Origin of the sequence: Nostoc sp. UHCC 0251, from assembly GCF_034932245.1 — a bacterium.
GTDB lineage: Bacteria > Cyanobacteriota > Cyanobacteriia > Cyanobacteriales > Nostocaceae > Nostoc.
Map to the genome: position 1 here is coordinate 1 of NZ_JAYGHD010000175.1, position 6,568 is coordinate 6,568.

General features: G+C 41.4%; 3 protein-coding genes. 1 reads left to right on the top strand and 2 read right to left on the bottom strand.

Going from position 1 to position 6,568, the window contains the following annotated elements:
* Window positions 1-57 precede the first annotated feature (57 nt).
* Window positions 58-696: a ThiF family adenylyltransferase gene (locus VB740_RS16575; RefSeq protein WP_323201066.1), complete on the top strand. Its 639-nt coding sequence runs from the start codon at window positions 58-60 to the stop codon at window positions 694-696.
* Window positions 697-894: 198 nt separating this feature from the next.
* On the opposite strand, the gene VB740_RS16580 is transcribed toward VB740_RS16575, so the two are convergent.
* Both VB740_RS16580 and VB740_RS16585 read right to left on the bottom strand, forming a co-directional pair.
* Entirely contained in the window at window positions 895-1,176 is a 282-nt protein-coding gene (locus tag VB740_RS16580; RefSeq protein ID WP_323201064.1) for a peptidase, read from the bottom strand.
* A gap of 273 nt (window positions 1,177-1,449) precedes the next feature.
* Window positions 1,450-6,141, bottom strand: coding sequence for a GAF domain-containing protein (locus VB740_RS16585; protein ID WP_323201065.1), 4,692 nt, complete (start codon window positions 6,139-6,141; stop codon window positions 1,450-1,452).
* Between the last annotated feature and the right edge of the window lie 427 nt (window positions 6,142-6,568).

Below are 6,568 nucleotides of genomic sequence, written 5' to 3' on the forward strand. Positions count from 1 at the left end.
AATTACGTTAGCGCAGCGTTAGCGACGCAGGAGCGTCATTACGAATTACGAATTATTATGAGTATCTTTTTTCACGAACAGCTTTACCGCACCAATGCTGTGATGGCAAAGCTAAAAAATTACCCTGTAACCATTTGTGGCGCTGGAGCATTAGGAGCTAACATTGCGGAAAACTTAGCTCGGTCTGGTTTTGATAAACTTACAGTGATAGATCGCGATCGCATTGAGGAGCGTAACCTTTCAACTCAGCCTTATTACCGTTCCGATGTTGGAGCGTTCAAAGCGAAAATTTTGGCGAACAATTTATATCGAGCAATTGGTACTAAAGTTGATGCCAAAACAAAGGAGTTGACACCAGCAAATACAACTCAACTACTCAAAGACAGCCAGCTAATTATCGATGTTTTTGATAATAGTGTGGCACGTCAAGCAGTGAAAGATTATGCTGAACAATTAAGCATTCCTTGTCTTCATGCTGGGTTATCGGCTGATTATGCAGAAGTGATTTGGAATGACGTTTATCGCGTTCCTTCTGAGGTTAATGATGATGTATGTGATTATCCCCTGACACGAAACTTAGTAATGTTAACCGTAGCCGTGGCGTGTGAAGCGATCGTTTCATTCATTGCCACAACAGAACAGCGTAACTTCACTATCACCCTGAAGGATGTGACTGTTAAATCTCTGTTTTTGTAGATATGGGAACCGACTCAATACTTGTCGGTTAAGGGGAAAAGGGGAAGGGGAAAGAAAAAACCTTTAACCTTTAACCTTTAACCTTTTCCCCAAACCCAATTCCAAGTTAAAAATCCTTAACCGAGCAGTATTGGGAACCGACTTGTCTTTATATTTTAAAAGACTGCGATCGCACGGGAAGTGAAATTATATCTTTTTCTAATCTCTCTCGGATTTTGGCCTTTTCCTACCAAACAAACTAGTCATACTTAATCCAGTAACCACCAATCCTAATAGTCCTAGTCCGTTCAAAATCGGGTAGATTCCTTGTAAACCGAAGATTTCACCACGATGAATCGAAAGTAGTAGACTACGCTCAACTCCAATGTTAGCTGACCACTCACCTACCAGCGTAGTTGCAATTCCAGTTAACAATGTTACAGCAAGCGGTAAAGCCAAAATAATCGCTAGAGTCCGGTGGTACTTCCGAAATGAACGCATTATCCAAAATCTCCAGTGGAAACTATAGCAGTTTGCTACTTGTTCAAAGCCAGATATCAAAACTGTTTTTCTACTATCTTGTGTCTTTTGACCAAAAAATAATTTGGATGCAGAGCAACTAAATTCATTTATGGGATTCAAAATTAATAAATCGCCAAGTACCGACGGTATCAGCTACTATATCAGCTAAAGTTGCTGGAGATGTAAGAAGATTTTATGCAGGTTTCCTTTAAAGATAATTTGTAACCTTTTATTGCGAATTGCGAATTGGATTTATGCCTCATCATTTTTGATTGATAACAAAGTGCGATTTGTTACTTGCTTTCTGATTAAAAAATCTTGAATGCGGTTAACAAATTCTTTTAACTCTAAAATTAAGTTAGTAGCATCTATAAGGTCTTGATGGTAAGCCAATCGTTCTAGTTTGTCAGCTGCTAGATACATAGCTGTGGCTCCAATGTTGACACTAGCACCTTTAAGGTGATGAACTTCTCGTGTAATTTTCCCAAAGTCATGAGATGCGATCGCTGCAATAATTATCTCTAAACGAGGTTTAATATCTTCAACGCATACTTGCAATAGATTTAATTCAAATTCTGGGTCATTTCCTGATATCCGATGCAAGTGTTCCCAATCGATTCCTAGATTAGTGGTAACTGTCTGCTCATATGCAACTGCCTCTTGTTTTGAAAGGATCACACCTGTCCAATGCTCTAGGGTTGCAGCCAATTTTTCTTTAAACACTGGCTTACTCAGATAGTCGTCCATTCCGGCATTGAGACACATCTCTTCGTCTTCTTTCATCGCATTAGCAGTCATCGCAATTACCACAGGACGGCGACGCAGAGCAAAAGTATCATCTTGCCAACGATGAATTTCTTTTGTGGTTTCTAAACCGTCGAGGATTGGCATTTGGCAATCCATGAGAATCAAATCGTAAGGAATTTTTTCTAATAGCTGCAAAACTTCCTGGCCATTAGCAACGACATCGGCTTTGTAACCCAAACTATCGAGTTGCTTCAAGGCTACTTTCTGATTCACCAAATTATCTTCAGCTAAGAGAATTCTTAACTTGGATTTAGTAGAGGAGTTAGGGGAAGAAGAGGTAAGAATGCCTGAAGTTCCTGTACTCTGAATTTCTTCAGTAGCCTTTAGCCTCCAGCCACCCCCTTGTTCTGATTCAGACTGAGATTCTAAAATAGTCATAATCGCATTGAGGAGCCGTGATGGCTTAATAGGTTTGACCAAACAAGTAGCAAATCCGATTTTGAGCGCCTGCTGTACTTCATCCCGTTGATTAGTAGAGGTGAGCATAATCAAAGGTATCTCAGCAATTGCAGAATTGGCTTTAATTTGTTCTTCTATTGTCATGTCATTGTTGATATCAACCAAGGCGACATCATAGGATTTCCCCTGCTCATAAGCTTTTTGAATAACTTTCAGGGCAGCAGCAATACTGTCAGCTTGATCTACCCGCATTCCCCAATAAGTAGCTTGATGGTAGATAATTTTGTAATTAGTAACGTTGTTATCCACCAATAACAAGCGGCGATTGTTCAAAAGTCCGCGTTCGCTCTTAGCGTTGGCAAAGCCATCGCATTTTGGCAAAACAGGCTCAACTTGCTTCATAAACAGCACCTCAAACCAAAACTTAGATCCTTTCCCCATTTGACTTTCTACCCCAATTACTCCTCCCATCAAGGTTACAAGTTGTTTACAGATGGCTAATCCTAAACCAGTGCCACCATACTTGCGAGTAGTCGAAGCATCTACTTGGGTAAATGGCATAAAGAGTTTGCGTTGGTCTTCAGGGCTAATGCCAAGTCCTGTATCTGTGATGGCAAAATGGATGGTGGCTGTAGTAGAGGAAAGCGATCGCAATTCGGCTTGCACTAATACTTCGCCGGCGCTAGTGAACTTGATAGCGTTGCTGATTAAGTTCATCAGAATTTGCCGCAGCCTACCAGCATCTCCTTTAACCTGGGTGGGAACGTTATGCTCAATCAGTGTGGCAATTTCTAATCCCTTGTTATGGGCTGAGGGAGCCAATAATTCCACCACTTCTTCCACACAAGTGGATAGGTCAAAATCTAGAGTTTCGAGAGCCATCTCTCCAGCCTCAAGTTTGGAAAGATCCAAAATTTCGTTGATTAAACTTAAAAGCGCGTCTCCACTACTACGAATTATTTCAATAAATTCTCGCTGTTCTGAGTCTAAAGGAGTATCTAACACTAAACTGGTCATCCCCAAAACAGCATTCATTGGAGTCCGAATTTCATGACTTATATTTGCCAAAAAGGCACTTTTAGTCTGAGAAGCTAATTCGGCTTGGCGACGGGCAATTTCAAGTTCTTGTCGCTGACGAGTTTCTGCTGCTAATAGTTGGGCTTGGGCTAAGGCAATACCTACTTGGTCGGCTATTTGCCGCAAAAGATCAGTTTCAAAGCTAGACCAGTGATGGGAATCATCGCATTGATGAACTATGAGCAAACCACGAACTTCTTCTTTGACAAGAATGGGCACAACCAAATTGACTTTGACCCCAAACTGTTGCATTAATTCCAGATGCTTTTGTTCAACTTCCAGCAAATCCAAGTTAGCTAGCCCTAAAATCTGTCCTTGACGGTACTGCTGTAAATAGTGTTGTTGTAGATATTCCGCCTGGAAGTAGGGATGAGTAATGCTTTGCTCTTTGATTGCTGGTAAGCCAGAAACTACTGCTTCAATCACGGTAGTTGCAGACTCATCTGGTAAAAGCTGATAGATTAAAACTCGGTCAGTCTTGAGAATCTTTTGTACCTCCTCGACGGTGATTTGGAGAATTTCTTCGATTTGCAAAGACTGGCGAATTTTGAGGGTGATTTCGGTAAATAATTGCGATCGCAAGTTTTGGCGTTGTATTTCTTCTTCAGCCTGTTTACGCTGGATAAATTGCCCTACTTGCTCACCAATAGAATTCATTGTTTTGATCAAATCTTGGTCAGGCGGTTGAATCTCACGGTTAAAGCAGGTAATCACACCAAGGATTTTGTGACCGCTGCGAATCGGAAAACCAAAAGCTGCGTGTAGTCCTACTTGAGCGTTAATTTTAAAGCGGGAGAAACTGAGTTCTTTAACAACATCAGTGATCCAAACAGGTTCAGAACTAGCCCAAACCCGACCAGGCAGCCCAATTCCTGGTAGAAACGTGGTTTGCCGATTCAGTACTTCAAAGTCTTGCAAATCAAGGGATGCCCCACACCACATATCGAGAAAACGCAGCACATTTGCTTGCTCATCCACCATCCAGATTTCACCCAAATCCCATGCCAAACTCTCACAGATTCCTTGCAGGGTTTGGCGAGTAGCTTCGCTGACTGTGGCGGACTCCGCTAAAACGCAGGTTGTAGCATATTGTGCAGTTAGATGCTGTTGCGATCGTTTACGAGCAGTGATGTCAATGCCAGTGCCAACAACGTATTCCACTACTCCTTCATAGTCTTTTAAGAAGGTATTCGACCAGGCAATTAGTCGGCGACTGCCATCCTTCATTACCCAATAGTTTTCGTGCTCCAGGAAGTCTTTACCAGTTAGCAATTGCTCAAAAACTGCTTTGACTGACTCCACCTCTTCAGGAAGTAAGAACAAGTTCCAGAAATACCTACCCCTCACCTCATCGAAGGAGTAACCTGTTATTTGCTCACAAGCTTGATTGAAACGAACAATTTGCCCTTGAGAATCGAGAACTATTACCAACGCGCCAGCTGTATCAAGGACTGCTGAGGTAAAGTTGCGTTCTTGGTTTAAGGTTTCTTCTGTTCTCTTCTGCTTTATGGCTTCACGATAGATGAAGTAGTAAATTATGGCAAGAACAATAAAACTTATGCAGATAGCGATCGCAAGTGTCAGAATTGTGTTGCGATTCCTAGCTTTTTTTGCTTGGAACTGCTGCTGGAGTTGTCTCCTTTCCTCGTTTTCTATCTCATTGATCACCTTGCGGATATCATCCATGAGATTTTCATTTCTCACTAGTACTTGCAATGCCGCTTCTAATCCCTTGTCTTGGCGCAAGTCGATAGTTTGTTTGAGGTCAGTAATTTTAGCAGTTATCAGAGATTCAAGCGTTGCGATCTGCTTTTGTTGATTCGGTTGATCTGTTGTTAAACTCTTCAGCTTGGCAACTTCTTGATCGACGTTAGCAAGTGCTGCTTGATAAGGTTTGAGATAAATTTGTTTTCCAGTGAGGATGTAACTACTTTGTCTAGTCTCAGCATCTTTAAGGTGAGACAGTAATTCTTCTACACTGTTGATTTTTTTATAAGTATTTTTTACTATACTGCGATTATTAGTAGTTACTCTTGTATTTTGATAAGAAACCACACCAATCAAAACTAAAATTGCCGACGCTAAACCAAAACCTGCTGCAATGTTTTTGAAAAATTGCTTGCGTCCCCTCTGCGTCTGTTTGCCTTTGTTGGTCGCAAATACCAAACTTGCTAAATTTCGGCGCAATTCCAATTGTTTGATGACTTGACGACCTAAGGTTCGTAATGCCTCTATCTGATCTGGATTCAGTTCTCGTGGTACGTAGTCAATCACACATAGGGTTCCTAGTGCGTATCCCTCAGGGTTAGTTAGAGGTACACCAGCATAAAAACGAATATTTGGGTCAGATGTTACCAGTGGGTTAGTGGCAAACCTTGCGTCACGTGTTGCATCAGGCACAACCAAAACATCAGGCTGGAGAATAGCATGGGCACAGAATGCGAAATCTCGATGTGTTTCTAGGGCTTCCATTCCGACTTTTGACTTGAACCACTGACGGTTTGTATCAACTAAGCTAATTAAAGCAATCGGAGCCTGACAAATATACGAGGCTAAATGGGTTACGTCGTCAAAAGCTGCTTCAGATGGCGTGTCGAGAATCTTATACTGCAAAAGCGTCTCAATTCTCTGTGCTTCGTTATCAGGTAATGGTGCTTTCATCCTTATTTTGGGGACTGGGTAATGGGGACTGAGGACTGGGGATTAGGGATTGGGAATTAAAGATTTGAGATTGAGGATTCTTAAAAAAGAAGTCCTTATTTTGTTTCTTCCCATTCCTTAGTACCCATTACCCAATCTCCAGTACCCAGTTCAACGAACTTACTTTAATTAATGACAATATTAGTTAAAAGCGTTAGCGTAATTTCACTGAGTTCGACTTTATTAAAAAATTGTCAAATGATTAAGTCCCTACTGGATTTTTTGGGGGCTGGTTTATTTAAAATCGGGGGCGGCTCAATACGGTTTGGAAAAGAGAAAGTTATATGTTGAGGTGAGCAGGGAGAGCATACGTGTCAACTTAACGTAAAAGCCATGTCCCGCAAGGAACTAAAGTTCCTTGCTAATAGCGAAAGTCTTCTTTTGATGA

Excerpts from the sequence above, each read along its gene's own strand:
- VB740_RS16580 (WP_323201064.1), bottom strand. The coding sequence starts at position 1,176 with ATGCGTTCATTTCGGAAGTACCACCGGACTCTAGCGATTATTTTGGCT.
- VB740_RS16575 (WP_323201066.1), top strand. The coding sequence starts at position 58 with ATGAGTATCTTTTTTCACGAACAGCTTTACCGCACCAATGCTGTGATG.
- VB740_RS16585 (WP_323201065.1), bottom strand. The coding sequence starts at position 6,141 with ATGAAAGCACCATTACCTGATAACGAAGCACAGAGAATTGAGACGCTT.